Source organism: Blautia sp. An249 (assembly GCF_002159835.1).
GTDB classification, from domain to species: domain Bacteria; phylum Bacillota; class Clostridia; order Lachnospirales; family Lachnospiraceae; genus Blautia_A; species Blautia_A avistercoris.
On the sequence record NZ_NFJL01000012.1, the window covers coordinates 67,320 to 84,866 of the forward strand.

The 17,547-nt window shown below is 44.5% G+C and carries 16 protein-coding genes; all 16 read right to left on the minus strand.

Annotated elements, in window-relative coordinates; translation table 11 throughout:
* Positions 1-12: 12 nt before the first annotated feature.
* On the minus strand, positions 13-978 hold the full coding sequence (locus tag B5F53_RS12255) for a D-2-hydroxyacid dehydrogenase (protein WP_087223823.1): 966 nt from the start codon (positions 976-978) through the stop codon (positions 13-15).
* 23 nt (positions 979-1,001) lie between these two features.
* A complete protein-coding gene (locus B5F53_RS12260) occupies positions 1,002-2,339 on the minus strand; it encodes a hypothetical protein (protein WP_087223825.1) in 1,338 nt (445 codons plus the stop codon).
* Positions 2,340-2,393: 54 nt separating this feature from the next.
* Positions 2,394-3,068, minus strand: a complete 675-nt coding sequence (locus B5F53_RS12265; protein WP_087223827.1) for a hypothetical protein — start codon at positions 3,066-3,068, stop codon at positions 2,394-2,396.
* Positions 3,069-3,171: 103 nt separating this feature from the next.
* Complete coding sequence (locus B5F53_RS12270) at positions 3,172-4,056, minus strand: DMT family transporter (protein ID WP_162610603.1); 885 nt, start codon at positions 4,054-4,056, stop codon at positions 3,172-3,174.
* Positions 4,057-4,291: 235 nt separating this feature from the next.
* Positions 4,292-5,209, minus strand: coding sequence for a sugar phosphate isomerase/epimerase family protein (locus tag B5F53_RS12275; RefSeq protein WP_087223831.1), 918 nt, complete (start codon positions 5,207-5,209; stop codon positions 4,292-4,294).
* Complete coding sequence (locus B5F53_RS12280) at positions 5,206-6,255, minus strand: Gfo/Idh/MocA family protein (protein WP_087223833.1); 1,050 nt, start codon at positions 6,253-6,255, stop codon at positions 5,206-5,208. Before B5F53_RS12280 ends, B5F53_RS12275 begins: the two co-directional genes overlap by 4 nt.
* 51 nt (positions 6,256-6,306) lie before the next feature.
* Entirely contained in the window at positions 6,307-7,305 is a 999-nt protein-coding gene (locus B5F53_RS12285; RefSeq protein WP_087223835.1) for a LacI family DNA-binding transcriptional regulator, read from the minus strand.
* 70 nt (positions 7,306-7,375) lie between these two features.
* Positions 7,376-8,218 carry a sugar phosphate isomerase/epimerase family protein gene (locus B5F53_RS12290; RefSeq protein WP_087223837.1) on the minus strand — a complete coding sequence of 281 codons (843 nt, stop codon included), beginning with the start codon at positions 8,216-8,218 and terminating at the stop codon, positions 7,376-7,378.
* 18 nt (positions 8,219-8,236) lie between these two features.
* Complete coding sequence (locus B5F53_RS12295) at positions 8,237-9,268, minus strand: zinc-dependent alcohol dehydrogenase (RefSeq protein ID WP_087223839.1); 1,032 nt, start codon at positions 9,266-9,268, stop codon at positions 8,237-8,239.
* 18 nt (positions 9,269-9,286) lie between these two features.
* On the minus strand, positions 9,287-10,237 hold the full coding sequence (locus tag B5F53_RS12300; RefSeq protein ID WP_162610604.1) for an ABC transporter permease: 951 nt from the start codon (positions 10,235-10,237) through the stop codon (positions 9,287-9,289).
* Positions 10,238-10,247: 10 nt separating this feature from the next.
* Positions 10,248-11,747: a sugar ABC transporter ATP-binding protein gene (locus tag B5F53_RS12305; protein WP_087223843.1), complete on the minus strand. Its 1,500-nt coding sequence runs from the start codon at positions 11,745-11,747 to the stop codon at positions 10,248-10,250.
* Between the two features lie 35 nt (positions 11,748-11,782).
* A complete protein-coding gene (locus B5F53_RS12310; RefSeq protein WP_087223845.1) occupies positions 11,783-12,799 on the minus strand; it encodes a sugar ABC transporter substrate-binding protein in 1,017 nt (338 codons plus the stop codon).
* A 16-nt stretch (positions 12,800-12,815) separates the two neighbouring features.
* Complete coding sequence (locus B5F53_RS12315; protein ID WP_087223847.1) at positions 12,816-13,646, minus strand: sugar phosphate isomerase/epimerase family protein; 831 nt, start codon at positions 13,644-13,646, stop codon at positions 12,816-12,818.
* A gap of 278 nt (positions 13,647-13,924) precedes the next feature.
* Positions 13,925-14,899, minus strand: coding sequence for an ABC transporter permease (locus B5F53_RS12320; protein ID WP_087223849.1), 975 nt, complete (start codon positions 14,897-14,899; stop codon positions 13,925-13,927).
* Positions 14,900-14,914: 15 nt separating this feature from the next.
* Positions 14,915-16,417 (minus strand): sugar ABC transporter ATP-binding protein, encoded by a 1,503-nt coding sequence (locus tag B5F53_RS12325; RefSeq protein WP_087223926.1) that lies wholly within the window; start codon positions 16,415-16,417, stop codon positions 14,915-14,917.
* A 25-nt stretch (positions 16,418-16,442) separates the two neighbouring features.
* On the minus strand, positions 16,443-17,540 hold the full coding sequence (locus B5F53_RS12330; protein WP_087223851.1) for a GntR family transcriptional regulator: 1,098 nt from the start codon (positions 17,538-17,540) through the stop codon (positions 16,443-16,445).
* Positions 17,541-17,547: the final 7 nt, after the last annotated feature.

Consider the following 17,547-nt stretch of genomic DNA (forward strand, 5'->3'; position numbering starts at 1 on the left):
AGCCCCGGTTTTTTACTTATTCACCACATGAATCGGATTTCCATTCAGAAACTCTTTTATATTATCCGCCGTAATATCCATAATTCTCTGTCTGGAGGCCTGGGCAGCCCAGGAGATATGAGGGGTAATAAAACAGTTTCTGGCTTTCAGAAGCGGATTGTCTCCTTTGATTGGTTCAGTGGATACCACATCCAGTCCGGCTGCATAGACTTTTCCTCTGTTCAGGGCTTCTGCCAGATCTTCTTCCACTACAAGCTGTCCCCGGCTGTTATTAATAAGAATTACGCCGTCTTTCATTTTTCCGATGTTTTCTTTGTTAATCATGCCTTCCGTCTCCGGAAACAGAGGACAGTGAAGGAAGATTACGTCTGATTTTGCCAGAAGGGTATCTAAATCTACGTATTCTGCCAGTTCCCTGCCCGCCTCACAGGGATAAGAGTCATAGGCCAGAATTTCCATATCCATAGCCTTTAAAATTCTGGCGGTGGCCTGCCCGATACGGCCAAGACCGATAATTCCCGCTGTCTTTTTATATAATTCAATCATAGGATAATCCCAGTAACACCAGTCCTGATTATTCTCCCACTTTCCTTCTTTCACTGTTTTATCGTGATGTCCATAATGGGAACAGATTTCCAGAAGCAGTCCCACTGCATACTGTCCCACAATCTGAGTTCCGTAGGTGGGGACGTTTACTACCGGAATGCCTTTTGCTTTTGCATATTGACAGTCCACCACATTGTAGCCCGTAGCCAGTACTGCAATCAGCTTCAGATTGGGGCAGCGATCGATGGTTTCTTTCGTAATCGGGGTCTTATTGATAACCGCAATTTCCGCCTCGCCGATTCTTTCCGCAATCACCGGAGAATCCACGTAGGAAGTCCGGTCATAAACAGTAACTTCCCCCAGGGCCTCAAGTTTCTCCCAGCTTAAATCCCCTGGATTTTCCGTATAGCCGTCTAATACGACAATCTTCATGGTATTTTCCTCCTTTTCACTTTTCAGAAGGTGACTTTCTTTACCTTCAGATACTTGCAGAGCAGAGACAGAATTTCCGTATAATCACCCTCTTTTACCAGAAGATGATGATCCATGCCTGCTTCTATTAACCGATCTACCGCCTCGCTTGCCTTTTTTTCAATTCCCAGTTTCACCAACAGCTTTTCACCGCCGTCAATCCATTCCTGTCTGTGGGCTTCCACCACCCTGCCTGATTCCACCAGAATCTGATAGCCGTCCCTGCCGTTCCCCTGAATACTGGAGACAGTGACTTTCTCCATAGGACGAAGAGGCAGCCCTACGAAACAGCCTTTTTCTCCGCTGGGGGAAATCTGTACCTTACTTAAGTCTTCTGCAAGAGAATGGGCCGTGCTTCCCTCATGAGCCAGAGCCAGAATCCGATTCTCATCATCCATGCTTCCAACCTCGCCCAGAGCGGTGGCTCCCCCTTTCGCCGCCAGGTTCAGCATATACATCACCATTGTATGGCCAATATCCCCCTCTGTATCTACAATAATCCCCTCATCTGCCAGCCAGCTTGAGGGAAGGTTCATCTGTCCGCTGTAGAAAGGATAGCATTCTGCTGCCAGAGCATCCAGAGAGTATTTCTTAACAATTTCTTTCACTGCCAGATAAACGCTCGTCATATGCAGCATAGTTTCTTCGTCTGCCAGCACCTTTCCTGTCCGCTTCCTCAGATATTTATAAGTCTGGACTGCTTCTTCCTCAGAGATTTTTCCGGCCAGTTCCAGAATCTCTTCCATCTCAATGTGAATCAGGGTGACGCCGAACTTCTGCGAAAACTCCCACTCTTCATTGGTGGTATCCTGAGGACCTGCCACACGCCAGGTCTGTCGGGGTCCCACTAAAGCCAACTTCATATTTTTCACTGATTTCAGAATTCGTCCTGCTTCTGCAATCTTTGCCACTTTTTCCACAACGGCCTCCTGATCTGCCAGGCCGTAAACATAGTCATAGGGAATGCCGTGGGTAGTAAGGGCGCTTCCAAAGTGCTGAACACATCCGATGGAGAAAGTTTCTGTATAGGGCACTGCCCAAAAAACTACCGGGAGCTGCATTTCCTGTACTAATATGTAGAGCAGAGAATCTGTTACCCAAGTGCTTAAAACAATGGTAAGAGAATCCACCTCTTCCTCTTTCAATTCTTTACATACATCAATGGCGTCTGCTCCGTCCCAGATCACTTTAGAACCTGTAATAACCCTGATATTTTTCTTTTCCAGCGCTTCCTTTGCGGAATCTGTTAATTCCCGGGCCCGCTGACCGCCGCTTTCGTACTGACTGGCCACAACTACCAGACCTGTTTTTGTTTCTGTCATAACAAACCTCCTAACTTTTTCCGTATGGGACTCCTGCCCCGGCAGACATGTCCTTTACTGTGCTTTCAGAAAATCCACAACCTCTTCCAGGTTCTCCCGAAAACTTCCGTCTTTTACAAAGTTTTTGGTAAACAGTGCCGAACCCATGGTAAAGTAAGCCGGATTCATCTGTTTTACCAGAAGCATTCTCTCTTTGGACCCGATACTGCCTGCCAGAACGGTTGGAAGACTGCCTGCCTTTACAAAGGCTGCAGAAAGAATATTCGGATCTCCCTCCATGTAACGGTATCCTAATAAATCAACTCCTTCTGCTCCGGCTTTTGCGTATTTCTCTGCCTGTTCTAACATGAAATCACAGGAGCCTTCCAGAATGGACGGACTTTGGGAAACTTTTCCCACAAAAGGGAAATATTTCAAATCTGTGGTCTTAACATATTCCATAACAGAATCATAGAAAATTGTTCCCAGCAGACAGTCAAATCCGCATTCTGCAGCCAGCCTGGCCCCTCTCATACACTCTTCTTCTGAGTAGGTAACCACTTCCAGGTATGTTGTCTTTCCGGCATCCTTCATCATCCGGCAGAGTTCTTTCATCTTTTCCGGTTCCAGTCCCACATCCTTAAATCCCCAGTTGGTTACCGGAAGATCTTTGTTTTCTTCAAAGATTTCTTCTGCATCTTTTACTGTTACATCATTGTGTGTCAGCATGACAATTAATTTTTCTAACATTTCTTTACCTCCATGGAAATTCTGTTTTTTATTTTCAATTTCTGAGCTTATTATAAATTTCCATGTGCTGAAAATCCATTCCGCCTGTTGTCATCTATATTTCTTATTTTGTCTTGCTTGTTTCTTTAATTTCAGAAAGAAGCACGGCGGCCAGCATACAGACACACCCCGTAAATATCCTCCAGGTAACTACTTCGTGCAAAAACAGCACGGAAAACAACATCCCAAAAACAGATTCCAAAGATAAAAGCACTGCAGCTACATTCGGATTGGTATATTTCTGACAGACAATCTGCAGCAAAAATCCCAGCATGGTACTGCCAACTCCGATATAAAGCAGATTTAGCAGCAGCTCCCTCTCCCAGATCTGAACCGGAAAGGGAATTCCTGTGGCCCCAATCATCCCCCAGGAATAAATTCCTGCAAAGAAAAACTGAAGCAGAGTCAGAAGAATGGGATCGGTTTTCCCTGTATACCGGTCAATGAACAGAATATGAAAAGCCAGCATTCCTCCGCAGACCAAAGTCAGAAAATCTCCTGTCTGTATCCTGAGGCTTCCTTCCAGAGACAAAAGAGCAATTCCCGCCAATGCTGCCAATGCTGCGAAAATCTGGGCTTTCCTTGGTTTTTCTTTCTCCAGCCACCAGCACAGAAACGGAACTAAAATCACATAGGTGGTTGTAAGAAAAGCATTCTTTCCGGCAGTGGTATACTTACATCCCAGAGTCTGAAAAAACTGCCCGGCACATAAAAAGAAACCTAATACCATCCCCTGCCTTACCGCCTCCTTTGTAAGACCTTTCAGCTTTTTAAAAAAGAGAATTCCCATGCCAAATTCCGCCAGAAGATACCGCAGGGCAACCAGATAGAGCACCGGTACGGCGTCTGCAGAATCTTTTACCACAACAAAAGAAAGCCCCCAGATTAAGGCAGCTCCTGTTAATCCCAGGCTTCCTAAAATCTGATGGCTTTTACTGGTTCTTCTCATCTTCCTCACCTCCTGCATTTTTTATAGCATACAGGAAAAAGGAAGTTCCTTTCCATCTTCTATCTTGTCCATTCTATTTCTTATTTTGTCCTGTCATGATACCCTCATCCCTATTCTAAATGATTTATCAATCCCTCCTTTTCTGAAATTATATCACAGCAGTTCTTATGAAACAATCGGATTATCCATCAAAAAACGGATGCCGTCTGTACAACCCAGAAGGCATCCATTTCTGTTATGCCGGAATCAGCACCTCCATATACTTTTTCGCTGACAGAATCGCCTTTTCTATCTGTTCCCGGGAATCCTCAAATGCCCGATCTTCGATTTCCAGGCAGGCGCATCCCCGATAGCCTATATCGGTCAGCGCTGAGACAAAGTGATTCCAGTTTACATCTCCAAGCCCCGGCAGTTTCGGCAGCATATAGGAAAGAGGCAGGGCCATCACTCCCACTTCCTTTCGTCTGTTGTGCAGAATTTTAATGTCCTTAAAGTGCACATGGAAGATTTTCTCTCTAAATTCATACAGCGGTTCGATGTAGTCCATTTCCTGCCAGATAAAGTGGGAAGGATCAAAGTTCAGACCCAGATTGGGACTTGGCACTCTCTTAAAAATCTCTCTCCAGATTTCCGGAGTGGAGGCCAGATTCTTTCCGCCCGGCCATTCATCCTCTGTAAAAAGCATCGGGCAGTTTTCAATCCCGATTTTCACCTGGTTCTCCTCTGCAAATTTCATAATGGGATTCCAGATTTCCTCGCAGAGCTTCAGATTTTCTTCCACCGTCCACTGAGGAATCCTTCCAATAAAAGTATTTACAAGGCCGATGCCCAAGTCCTTCGCCGCCACAATTAATTTTTTCAAATGCCGGATATTTTCTTCACGCTTTGTCAGATCTTCTTCCATCATATTCGGATAGAAAGCCAGCGCCGAGATTTCAACCTTCTTCTTCGCACAGTAGTCCTTTATCTCCTGTATCTTTTGTTTATCCAGTGCATCCACATCCAGATGACTGACCCCCGCGTATCTTCTGTCTGCCTCTTGTTTCGGCCAACAGGCCAGCTCCACACAGGCAAACCCCTGTCTTGATGCAAAGTCGATTACTTCATGAAAAGATGCCTTCTCCATAATTGCGCTTACAAAACCCAGTTTCATTTTTCATCCCCCTGACTTAAAGATACTGTTCTTTTTTCCTTTGCCGACTGTTCCATGGCAAAAATCACATCCATTACTTTTGCAGCCTCTTCTCCTGACAGTTCTAAAGCGGCTCCCTGTCCGATACTTTCCAGAAACAAATCAATCACTCCGGAACTGGTCTGGCTGGTATTGGTCTGGATGGCGTCCATCTGATAATTAACAACCGTACCGTCTTTTTTCTGAATGGTAACTGCATACCGGGGATCCGAAAAGATTTTCATTACGCCTTTGGTTCCGTAAATTACAGTGGAATTATCTTCCTCTCCATAATTGGTCCAGCCTGTAGTAACACTTCCCACAGCTCCGTTTTCCATTTTCAAAACAGAAATGGAATTATCGTCAATTTCAATCAGACTACCGTCCTCATATCTCTTATCTTCCGTAAATAAAGCGGAAGTTACCTCTTTTACTTCGCTTTGCAGCAGCCACCGGATTAAGTCCACTTTATGGATTCCCAAATCCGCCAGAGAGCCCAGTCCTGCCGCTCCTTTCTGAAAAAACCAGGTGCTTTTGCTTTTATCTGCACTCCAGCTCTCCGGCCCTGCATGGCAGAACGTGGTGCGAAACGTAAGAATTTTTCCCAGTTCTCCCTGCCCGATAAGCTTTCTTGCCATCTGATGAGCCGAAACCAGCCGCTGGTTATGGCCAATCATCAGAATGCGGTTTTGCTTTCCGGCCTCGTCTACCATTTCTCTGGTCTCTTCTTTTGTCAGAGCCATCGGTTTTTCACACAGAACATGTTTTCCGGCTTTTAAAGCCTGTACTGTCATCCTGCAGTGAAATGCATTGGCCGTGCAGATACTGACCGCATCAATGGAAGGGTCGTTTAGCATTTCTTCATATGTGGGATATACCTTCCCTCCAAATGTCTCTGCCATTTCGTTGGCTCTTTCTGTTTTATAATCATAAAAACCCGCGATTTCCGCCTGGGGATTCTGTCTGTATTCCGGCGCGTGTCTGAATTTTGTAATCGACCCGCAGCCGGCTATCCCAACCCTGTACATAAATACCTCCTGTCCTTTTTCCTAATCCGCCCTTAAAAGAGTCTCACCCCATCAGACATTTTTTAAGGTGGATTCTCTTATCAGCAATTCATATTCAAATATCAGTTCTTCATTGGCAATGGTTTCATTGTGCATTTTCTGAATCAGCAGTTCCATCGCCGCACACCCCATTTCGTAATTGGGCTGCTTGATGGTAGTCAGACCGGGAACGGAAACGGCAGAATATTCAATTCCGTCAAACCCGGCCACTGCCATCTCATCCGGCACCCGGATTCCCTTTTTATGGAGGGCTTTTAAGGCGCCGATTGCCATGATGTCCGACATACTGAAGATTGCAGTGGGATCGCTTTTATACAAAAGGGTTTCCACCGCTCTTTGTCCCATCTGAAAACTGCTTTCACTGCTTTGAAAAATAAAGTTGTCTTCCATTGCAATTCCATGTTCTTTTAAAGCATCCACATACCCATTATAACGAAGCATGGTGGATTCCAGATGTCTGTCTCCGCAGATTAATCCGATTTTCCGATGTCCGAACCCAATCAGATGTTCCACAATGGTTTTCGCCGCCCGGTAATTATCGATCATCACGTGGGGGACGTTCACCCCTTTTCTGTATTCACAGCATAATACAAGAGAATTATTCTCCGCCAGTTCATTGAGCTGTTCCGTGGACATTTCTGTATCCAGAAATATGGCTCCCTGAACCATTTTCTTATAAAGAAGGGTCAGATATTCCTTCTCTCTTTCCAAATCCGAATCTGTATTGCACAGCATGATGCTGTATCCATGTCTTCTGGCCACATCCTCAATCCCTCTTACGATCGTGGCATAAAAGGGATTGGAAATGGTCTGCAGAAGCACCAGAATCCGGTTGGATTCTGCTTTTCTCAAATCTCTCGCCAGAAAATTGGGATGGTAGTCCAGTTCCCTTATGGCTCTTTCTACTTTTAACGCGGACTTTTGTGTCACTTTCTGATTTTTATTAAGGACTCTTGATACGGTAGCTACAGACACCCCGGCCTTCTTCGCTACATCCTGTATGGTTGCCATTTATGTACCTCTTTTCGTTTTCATTCAGGGATTCTTTTGTCGAATCCCCGAATCAATTATAGCATAATCTTTATACAGAAGTAGCAGCCTCCAGCATTTTTATGTAAGATATGGAAATTTCGGCATATTTATCCATAAGACTTTTATGGGTTCCCATTTCTTTTGCCGCATAGGGATTTGCAATTCTCGGCAGAAATTCCATGGTCAGGGCTCCCTGATAACCGATTTCCTTCAAAGTCCTGAGAACTTCCTTAAAATCCGTTCCTCCCATGCCGGGCGCTTCTCTTGTATTATCCGCCAGATGAACGTGCCGCAGCCAGGGAGCAATTTTCCTCAGACTCTGCCCGATGTTTCGCTCTTCAATTCCCATATGAAACAGATCGGCCATCAGTCCTACGGACGGATGATTGATTTCTTTCACAAACTCCAATGCTTTCTCCAGATTATTTACCAGATAGGTTTCATAGCGGTTGATGGCTTCAATCACAAAGCAGATCCCCTTTTCCTGTGCATAATCTGCAGCAGTTCGTATATTATTTACAGCCTGTTTCCACGCCTCTTCATATCCGTACTCCTCCGGCGGCTGGGTTCTTCCCACCGGGGAGGGCACAACGATTAGACACGCCGCTCCTACTTCCACGGCAAAGTCTACGCTGTCCTTTAAATACTGGATTGCCTTTTCTGCTTTTTTTGGTTCCCCTGCCGTTAAATCTCTCTCATCGTTAAAAATCCCGCACAGGGAGGTACAGATGAGCTGATAGTTGTTCATCAGCCTTCTCATCTTTTCTCCTTCCAGACTGTAGGGTTCTGCCGCAAACTCTATTCCGTCATATCCGTATTTCTGTAATCTCTGAAAACTCTCTTCTATATTTTCATTTCCCACAATCCACTGGGTCATGCTGTACTTGTACATATCTGATTCCCCTTCCCATTATTTCTGAGGATAAAGTACCACTTCCAATGCCTCTCCCTTTCTCATTGCTTCCAGGCCTTTTCCAAAGTCTTCTAAAGGAAGCCTGTGGGTAATGATCTTTTCCAGGGGAAGAAGGTCTGAGGACAGCATTTTCACTGTGGGGGTCATGCTGTACAGACCGATATAATTCCCATAAACCGTCAGTCCGTTTCTGGTAATATCGTTCTGGCAGATTTTCTCTGTCACAGCCCCGTTTTGTCCGAAAAGGACAATCTTCCCTGCCCTTCTGGTGCAGGCAATGGCATCCGGAGACAGCACGCCCACCGCGTCTACGGTTACGTCCGCTCCCAGCCCCTGTGTCAGTTCTTTCACTTTCTGGGACAAATCCTCTTTTATGGGATTAATCACAACATCTGCGCCGCATTCCAGGGCATATTTGGCCCGGTATTCTGATGGTTCTGAGACAATGACCTTACCGGCTCCATTGCTCTTTAACAGCATGACAAAATATAATCCGATTGGGCCTGCTCCCAGTACTAAAACCGTCTCTCCCGGCAGAAGCCGGATCTTATTGACCGCCCCCATGACACAGTTGACCGGTTCTGCGAAAACAGCAATGTCCGCCGGCAGGTCCTGAGGGATTTTGGTCAGCGCTTTTTCCGGAGCAACGAAATATTCTGCAAAAACCCCGTCTGCCGTAACACCCAGTATCACGTCGTTTTCACACATATTGGGAACTCCCGTCTTGCAGTAATGACAGTATCCGCAGGCAACATTTGGTTCCAGCACCACTCTGTCTCCCGCCTTTAAGCCGGATACTCCCTCTCCTACAGATTCCACTGTGCCCACACACTCGTGTCCCAGGACGATTCCTTTTGTTCCGATAAATCCCGGAGGATCGTTTAATAAATGAACGTCTGTTCCGCAAATGCTGGCTGCCTCAACGGCTACTCTTACTTCATCCAGTCTGGTAATCTCCGGTACCGCCCGCTTTCCAATCTCATAAGTCGCAATATCTTTAAATGTAACTGCTGTCATTTCTTTCTTCATACGATGCAGTCCTCCTTCCTACTCTTCTTTTGCTGCTTTCATGTCAAATAATACTGCAATCAGAATAATGATTCCTTTTACCACCTGCTGCCAGTAAGTGGATAAATTCATCATGGTAAGTCCGTTTGTAAGCACACCGATTACAAATACGCCGGTGATAACGCCCCACAGCTTGCCTTTTCCGCCGTTTAAGCTGGTTCCTCCAAGGATTACCGTGGTAATCACATCCAGTTCGGAACCGTTTCCGGTTCCCGGCAGTCCTCCGCCCAGACGGCCCGCCAGTATGAGGGAACTTAATCCCACGAAACATCCGGAAATGGTAAAGACTGCAATCCGAATCCGATCCGTCTTAATTCCCGACCACCGGCTGGCCTGTTCATTACCGCCGCTGGCATAAATGTACCTTCCGAACCTGGTAAAACCCGTCAGGAAAAATCCGATAGCGAAAACCACAATCATCAGTACCACAGGAACCGGGATCCTTCCGAATAAGTATCCGGCTCCCAGATACGTAAACTTGGGATTCACAATTCCAATGGGCGTACCGTCTGTTAAAATATAAGCCACTCCTCTGCAGATACTCATTACAGACAGTGTCGTCACAAAAGCCGGTATCTTCCCTTTTGCGGTAACAAACCCGCTGGCAAATCCGATAAAGGTTCCAAGAGCCAAAGCAGCAATTACTGTTATCACCGCACTTTCGGTTCCCTGAAATACGTAGGCACAAAGTACGCCGATCAGGGCATATACGGATCCCACAGACAAATCAATGTCTCCCAGAAGGATAATCATAAACATTCCCACCGCAGAAATGGCCGTTACCGATGTCTGGCGCAAAACGTTTACCAGGTTCGAACCGGTTAAAAAGCTGTCTGATAAAGCAGTAAAAAGAATCATTTCTAACACTAAGACGATAATCAGGGTTCCCTGCCTGATAATATCCGCATTTTTTAATACATTTTTCTTCATTTTTTCACCTCTAGCTAATGGCTGCATGCATAATTTTTTCCTGATCCAGATTCTCTGTCTTTTCATTCAGACGTATCCCGCCGTCGTGCATAACCAGAACCCGGCTGCTGACCCGTAAGATCTCCGGCAAATCGGAAGAAATCATAATAATACTCATGCCTTTCTCTGTCAGTTCTCTCATGATTTCGTATATTTCTGCCTTGGCGCCTACATCTACGCCTCTTGTGGGTTCGTCCAGAATTAATACGTCCAGATTCATCGCCAGCCATTTGGCAATGGCTACCTTCTGCTGGTTGCCACCGCTTAGCCGTTCTGCTTTCTGTGCAGAGCTCTGATAGACAATGGATAACAGCCTGCCATATTGCTCTGTCAGCTTTTCCTCTCTTTCATGGGACTTTAAAACCCAGGGCATATCCCTTAATTTCGCCAGCGCCAGATTATCCCGGATACTCATCTTCGTAATCAGTCCCAGCTGTTTCCGATCCTCCGGAACCATGCCAATCCCATTTTCAATTGCATCCTGTGGACAGGAAATCTTTAATCTCTTTCCGTTTTTATACAGATTTCCCTCTTTCGTTTTATCAATTCCAAAAAGAATTCTGGCCAGTTCTGTCCTGCCCGCTCCCACTAAGCCGAAGATTCCCAGGATTTCTCCTTTATAAAGCTGAAAGTTCACCTTCTCCTTAAACTTTCTGATTTGAAGATCTTTTCCTTCCAGAATCATTTCACCGGATATTCTGCCCTGTCCATAGGTCTCAGAAGGGTCAAATTCTCTTCCGATAATCAGCTTCACCAGTTCTTTTTCTGAAGTGTCCTTAACATTCAAGGTGTCAATATACTGTCCATCCCGAAAGACAGTAATCCGATCCCCCAGTTTGAAAATTTCTTCCATTCTGTGAGAAATGTAAACGATACTGACTCCCTGCTTTTTCAAATCTTCAATAAGATGAAACAGATTGGCAACCTCTTTTTCCGACAAACTGGAAGTAGGCTCGTCCAGAATCAGAATTCTGGCATGATGAGACAGACATTTGGCAATCTCCACACACTGCTTCTGGGCAACTGTCAGGGAGCTTACGGTCTTTCCCGGAGATACGTTCAGGCCTGCCATTTTCATATATTTCTCTGCATGCCGATTCATGGCCTTTCTGTCTAAGATACCTGCTTTATTCACCGGTTCGGCTCCGATGCAGATGTTTTCTGCAATTGTCATATTCTCCATCAGATTAAATTCCTGGAAAACCATACTGATTCCTTTATCCAGCGCATCTTTGGGCGAATGAAACTCGATGGTCTGCATACTTCCGTCTTCCTCTGCCAGCCGCATCCGCCCTTTGTCTTTCTGATAAATGCCTGTTAAAATTTTCATCAGCGTGGATTTTCCCGCGCCGTTTTCACCGATTAAAACATGAACTTCTCCTTTTTTTAACCGAAATTCCACGTTATCGAGTACAGTAACTCCGGAAAACTTTTTGGTTATATTTTCCATTTCTAAAATAAAGGTCCCCATGAATTTTTCTGCCTCCAATTTTTTATCTCTGTCCGTTACGGATTCAGAAATGCCTCATCTCTGTCGATAATTTCCTGTACGTTTTCGGAGGTAACAAGCTCCGCCTCAATGGCAGCATCTTCTACCTCTTCTCCATTTAATGAAGCAATGGCTGTCTCCATGGCCTTATGTCCCATCTCATAGGGATTCTGTGCGATCGTCGCTTTCAGGTTTGTCTCTCCTTTGATGGCCTCCATTACTTCGCTGTCTGAATCCACTGCCACAATATTAATATCTGTCCGATTCACTGACTGTGTGGCATTGTATGCCCCCAGAGCACACTCTGCATTGCATCCGAAAATAGCATTAATATCACTGTTGGACTGAATAATGTTTTCGCAGGTCTCCAGAGATTTGGTTCTGTCGCCGCCCACATCCTGGGAGGTGATAATCTCAATATCCGGATATTTTTCTGTCAGTGTATCCGTAAATCCGTCTTCTCTGTCTTTCGTAGCTGAAGCAGAAGCCCATCCTACAATGGCAATCTTTCCTTCTCCTCCTAACATTTCTCCCATGTATTCTGCAGCCATGGTTCCGATTTTGTAATTATCCGACGCTACGTGGGCAACGACTTCTGTTCCGGTAATTCCAATATCGCTTGTCATGACCGGAATTCCTTTTTCTTTCAGTTCATTTACTGTAGGAACAATTCCTTCGGAATTACAGGGACCTACAATCAGCATATCAATTCCCATCTCTACCATATTTTCAATATCCTGAATCTGCTTTTGCTGATCGCCGTTGGCAAACTGATAAATCATCTCTACCCCTGCTTCGTCTGCTGCCGCCTGCGCACCGCCGATTTCCAGTTCCCAGTGCTGTACTTTACTGTAACCGGCTGAGAAACCAACTTTATATGCAGAATCATCGCTTTCCCCGGAATCTGCACTTTCTTCCGATGTGGTCTGCTCTTCCTTAGCCGTCTGTTCCTGGTTCCCTTCTTCGCTCTGGCATCCCATCAGTGTCATTCCCATAAGCGCCGCCATAAAAATCCCCAAATACCTTTTTTTCATCTTTTTATTCCTTTCTCTAGCGTATCTTATCAAACAGTTTCCTTAAATAGTCAACGGATTCTCTCGAATACTGGTCATAAAATTCTTCGCAAATCTTTCCTCCGAAAGGATCTGCTGCCGCCGGAAGTAATTCCATGGCAACCCATCCTTCATAGTGAATATCTCTTAAAGCCCAGGCAATTTCTTCAAAGTCAATATGCCCTCTTCCCGGCGCCGCCCGGTTACTGTCTGCAATATGGAGATAATAAAGTTTGTCTCCCAGCTTCCGGATGGCATCTCCCATATGTATTTCTTCGATGTTCATATGATAGGTATCCCCCATCACACCCACACTGGGAAGATTAATTTCCTTTACCATCTGCAGCGCTTGTTCCACCCGGTTAATCAGATACGTCTCATACCGGTTCCATGCCTCTAAAGTAAGACGGATTCCCTTTTCCTGTGCATAAAGTCCGGCTTCCCTTAATCCTTCCACCGCCCATTTCCATTCCTGTTCCAAATCCGCTTCCGGATTAATTTTCATACAGGCCGTTGCCTGTACAGAGATAAATTTCGCGCCCACCCCAACAGCAAAATCCACACATCGTTTCACATAATCAACTGCCTGTCTGCGGATTTTCGGATTACTGGAAACAAAGTCTCTCTCTTCATTAAAAACTGCACAGATCGAAGATGCTTCTATCCGGTATTCTTCCAGCCACTTGCAGATTTCTGTCACATCATACTTGTCCGGCTCTCCTACAAAATCCACACCGTCATATCCGTATTTCGCTAACCTTGCGATCCCTTTTTCAATGGGTTCTTCTCCGTAAACCAGTGTGTTGTAGGATATTTTAATCTCACCCATAAGTTGTACCTCCTCATTCGTTTTGTAATCGATTACATTTTTAATCTTATCATATACCTGATTAAAGTCAATATATTTTCGACTTATATTTATATATTCTGTATATTTTAACAGTATTTGTGTTTACTTTTTGTTTATTATTACATTTCCTCTTTTCCAAAAATGTAATCTATTACATTTATTTACCACTTGACTTTTTACAGACAGTTTTGAAGATACAAAAATCCCCGAAAACCTGTCTCAGGTTTTCAGGGATTTATTACTTTACGCCTTTTTTATCAGGTATTCTTTTTATTCATAACCATATCCAACAATACTGCAAGAATGATTACAATACCCTTCGTCATAGATTGGTAATAGGAATCAATTCCAATTAAATTCATACCATTATAGATAAATCCGATAATAAAGATTCCCATAAGCACTCCGGGAATCGTGGTAATTCCTCCTGCGAAAGATGTTCCTCCCAGAACACAGGCCGCAACCGCGTCCGTCTCATAACCAACTCCTATATTGGATTGAGCCGATCCTGTCTTAGCAGTAAAAATAATTCCTGCAATGCCTGCCAGTAGCCCGGAAATTGTATAAGCAATCGTCTTTACTTTAAAAACATTAACGCCGGAGGCAATGGCTGCCTGCATATTATCTCCCACCGCAAAAACATATCGTCCATATTTCGTCCAGTGGAGTAACAGATACATCACCACAGTGACTACAATCAGCAAAATAATAGGAACCGGGAGAATTCCCGCCTTTGCTGAATAAATCTGTTTAAAAGTGCTGTTCGTTACCGGTATGGACTGACCGCCGCTGATTACCTGGGCAAACCCCCGGATAATCAACTGGGTAGATAGGGTAACTACAAAAGGAAACATATTAAACTTTGAAACCAAAAATCCATTTATGAACCCCCATACCGTAGCTACCAACAGTGCCACTATGCAGGCACTCCATACGTTCCATCCGCTATTTGTAATCAATTGTCCGATGGTACAGCTTACCAGTGCTAACTGGGCTCCCACAGATAAATCAATTCCTTCTGTGGTAATGGCCAGACACATTCCATAAGAAATCATAGCATTAATAGAAACCTGTGTAGCCACATTAATCATGTTACTGCCGCTGCGAAATGCCGGCTCGATAATCGAAATCCCAATCATCATAAACAGAAGAACTACACCAATCCCGTATTTTCCCATAAACATTCTGGTTTTTTCTCTGTCTGTGACTCTTCCCGCTTTCACATTCTCCATAAGTCCTTCCTCCTGCTACTGCCCAAACGCTTTATTTAAAATCGTCTCCTGATTTTGTGTACCTGCCAGGAGTTCCTCCCTTTTCACTTCTCCATTAATTCTGCCTTCATGATAGACTAAAATCCGATCACTCATCCCCATCACTTCCGGGAGCTCCGAGGAAATCATAATTACGGCCATGCCTTTTGCTGCAAACCTGCACATCAGAGAATGTATTTCCGATTTTGCACCAACGTCCACACCTCTTGTCGGTTCATCCAGTATCAGAACTTTCGGATCTGCCAGAAGCCATTTTGCAAGCACCACTTTTTGCTGATTCCCTCCGCTTAAAGAAAACGCATCATGTTCTATACTTGCCGCTTTTAGTTTCAGAAGTTCCCCGATTTCTTTACATTCCTTTTCTTCCCGTTTCTTATTCAGAAGAAGCCGCTTTTGTTTAAAAGGCAAAGTGGCCACCGACATATTTTCTCTTATAGAACGGTGCAGGGAGAGTCCCCAGCTTTTCCGGTCTTCATTAACCATACAAATTCCTTTTCGGATCGCCTGTCCGGGATTTTTAATCTTTACTTCCTTCCCTTCCAGAAACAGCTTTCCCTCTTCCAGAGGTTCCAGTCCGAATATCGCCCGCATTGTCTCACTTCTTCCTGAACCAACCAGCCCTGATATTCCCAGAATTTCTCCTTTACGGACCTCAAAAGAAACATTTTCAAAACCGTTTCCTTTCAGGTTTTCTGCACGAAATACCACCTCTCCTATTTCACATTCTGTTTTAGGAAAAACGTTTTCAATTTTCCGTCCTACCATCATGGAAATCAAATCCTCTTTTGAAACATGTTCCAGATCCTTCTCCCCCACATAGGTTCCATCCCGAAAGACCGACACTCTATCACAGATTTCAAAAATTTCTTCCATTCTGTGAGAGATATAAATCATTGCTACACCCTGTTTTTTTAAATCGTTAATCGTTCTGAACAATTGCCTGGTTTCTTCACTGTCCAGAGAGGAAGTCGGTTCATCCATGATAATAAGCCTTGCATTGCAGGATACCGCTTTGATAATCTCAATCATCTGCATTTGCGCCAGTGTGAGTTTTTTCATCAATGTTCCGGCTCCGTAGGGAAAATCAAACTTTTTTAAAATTTCATCTGCTTTTTGATTCTGCCTTTTTTTGTCCAGAAAAATCCCTCGTGTACTTTCCCGGTTTAAAAAAATACTCTCTGCGATTGTTAAATGGGGTTCCGGATTCAATTCCTGATGTATCATGGAGATTCCTGCATTCAAAGCCTCCACCGGACCTCTGGCACGGAATGGCTTTCCTTCGTAAAGAATCTCTCCCCCGTCGAAGGAATAAAGTCCGATAATACATTTCATCAGCGTGGATTTTCCTGCTCCATTTTCTCCAAGCAGGGCATGTACCTCTCCCGGACGGATATACAGCTCTCCGTTTTTCAGCGCCTGCGTACCTCCAAAAGCTTTCCGGATATTATGACATTCTAAAATATAGTTTTCTTTATTCAAAGATTCCACCTCGTCCTCTTTGTGCTTAGCTGTCTGTATCTTCTTTCTGGTATTTCACGGAATCCCGGACAATAACCTCCCCATTGAGCAGGCAGTCTTCTGGTTTTTCATCTCCCTGCACAATCTGCAGCAGGCACTCGGCAGCTTTTCTTCCCACGGCTTCAATGGGGTGATGAATCGTCGTCAGCTTTGGTTTCACCAGTTCTCCAAGCTGAAAATCGTCGTGCCCGATAATAGAAATATCCTCCGGTATAGAAATTCCGTTTCGTTCAAATAGCTGATACAGTTTCATCGCAATTAAATCGTTAAAACAAACTATGGCTGTACAGCCTTCAAATTGTTTTAATATGTACGGATCGGCTGCTTTGCCAAACATACTTTCAATATCTTCCGTATGATACCACACGGTATTCCCATCCACATTGTCAGCTCCATATTCATTTAATACCTCACGATATCCCAGATAACGCATCTGTCCGGCCCAGTCATCTTCCTTCATACATGCTCCTATCCGTCTGTGCCCGCATGCCAACAGATATTGCGCTGCTTTTCTTCCGCTTTCTTTATCGTTAATTGAGACCATGGGAACCGATAGGCCGGGAATCTTTCCATTCATCATCACACAGGGAATTTTCAGATTCTGAATGCTCTCAAAAATCTCTCTGTTAGACCAGATCAGTGCACTTTTTGCAGGTTCAATTAAAATTCCTGCCGGCCTTTGATTCATCAAACTTAAAAGCTGCTGTTTTTCCATACTTACGTTATTATGGGTAATGCTTAACTGCATCCGATAACCCCTCTGAGTCAGAGCGTCATCGATCCCCCCAATTAGTCTGGGAAAAATGTAATCGTCTACATAAGTGGCGACTACCCCTATCGTCATAGCAGAAACGGGATTTTCATTTTTCCGTTCCAGTACATAGGTGCCACTTCCCTTTATGGTTTCCACCAGTTTCTCTTCTTTCAGACGCACAATGGCCTGCCTTACTGTCTGTCTGCTGATCCCAAACTCTTCACATAACTCGATCTCCGGCGGAAACTTGCTTCCTGCCAGTCGTTTCCCTGTGATAATCTGGTTTTTTAAGATATTATATAACTGAACGCTTTTTGAAGGTTTTGACAATGTTATT